Annotated in this window: 1 protein-coding gene; it reads left to right on the top strand. The window is 38.1% G+C overall.

The features are described from left to right. Positions 1 to 130 precede the first annotated feature (130 nt). A complete protein-coding gene (tnpA, locus tag DWW77_RS17835; RefSeq protein ID WP_118609269.1) occupies positions 131 to 604 on the top strand; it encodes an IS200/IS605 family transposase in 474 nt (157 codons plus the stop codon). Positions 605 to 814 lie beyond the last annotated feature (210 nt).

Raw genomic sequence — 814 nt, 5'->3', positions numbered from 1 at the left:
TTGTGTGACAGTAAAAATAAACCCCCTGCTATGCAGGGGGAGGGAAGATCTTTAGATATAAGTAATCTCCTGTGTTAAAATAAATGTAGGTCTGCAAACCACAAATATTAAATCACAGGAGGTTCATAAAATGAACGTAAATAGTTTAGCTCATACTAAATGGGAATGCAAGTATCATATTGTTTTTGCACCAAAATATAGAAGACAGGTAATCTATAAAGATATAAAAGCAGATGTAGGACAAATATTAGGATCATTATGCAGAAGAAAAGGAATAGAAATAATAGAAGCAGAGTGTTGTCCGGATCATATACATATGCTAGTAAGAATACCACCTAAATATTCGGTATCAGAAATAGTAGGATATTTAAAAGGAAAAAGCTCACTAATGATATTTGAAAAACATGCAAATTTGAAATACAAATATGGAAATAGACATTTCTGGTGTAGAGGATATTATGTAGATACAGTAGGAAAAAATACAGCTGCAATAAAAGAGTATATTCAGAATCAATTAAAAGAAGATTTAGAATATGACCAGATGTCATTAGTAGAGTATATCGACCCGTTTACGGGTGAGCCGGTGAAGAAAAACAAGAAATAAACTGCTTGGAGCAGTAGTAGGAAATCAAAGCAAACCAGCAAGCCCCTTTTGGGGCAGCGCCGGAATAAGGAAGCACTGGAATAGCCCCTGGAAGGGGCTGCTGTAAATGTGGTGCAGTTGGCAGACTGTCAGTGCGCCTTCCGGGCGCAAGCAGGGAATAGTCCCTTATAGGGACAGAGCAAGCCACCCGCTAAGCGGGTGGTCTTGACT

It is taken from the genome of Ruminococcus sp. AF17-12 (genome assembly GCF_003479245.1).
Classification (GTDB): domain Bacteria; phylum Bacillota; class Clostridia; order Lachnospirales; family Lachnospiraceae; genus Blautia_A; species Blautia_A fusiformis.
This window is presented reverse-complemented; position numbering and strand designations above follow the sequence as displayed.

Excerpts from the sequence above, each read along its gene's own strand:
- tnpA (WP_118609269.1), top strand. The coding sequence starts at position 131 with ATGAACGTAAATAGTTTAGCTCATACTAAATGGGAATGCAAGTATCAT.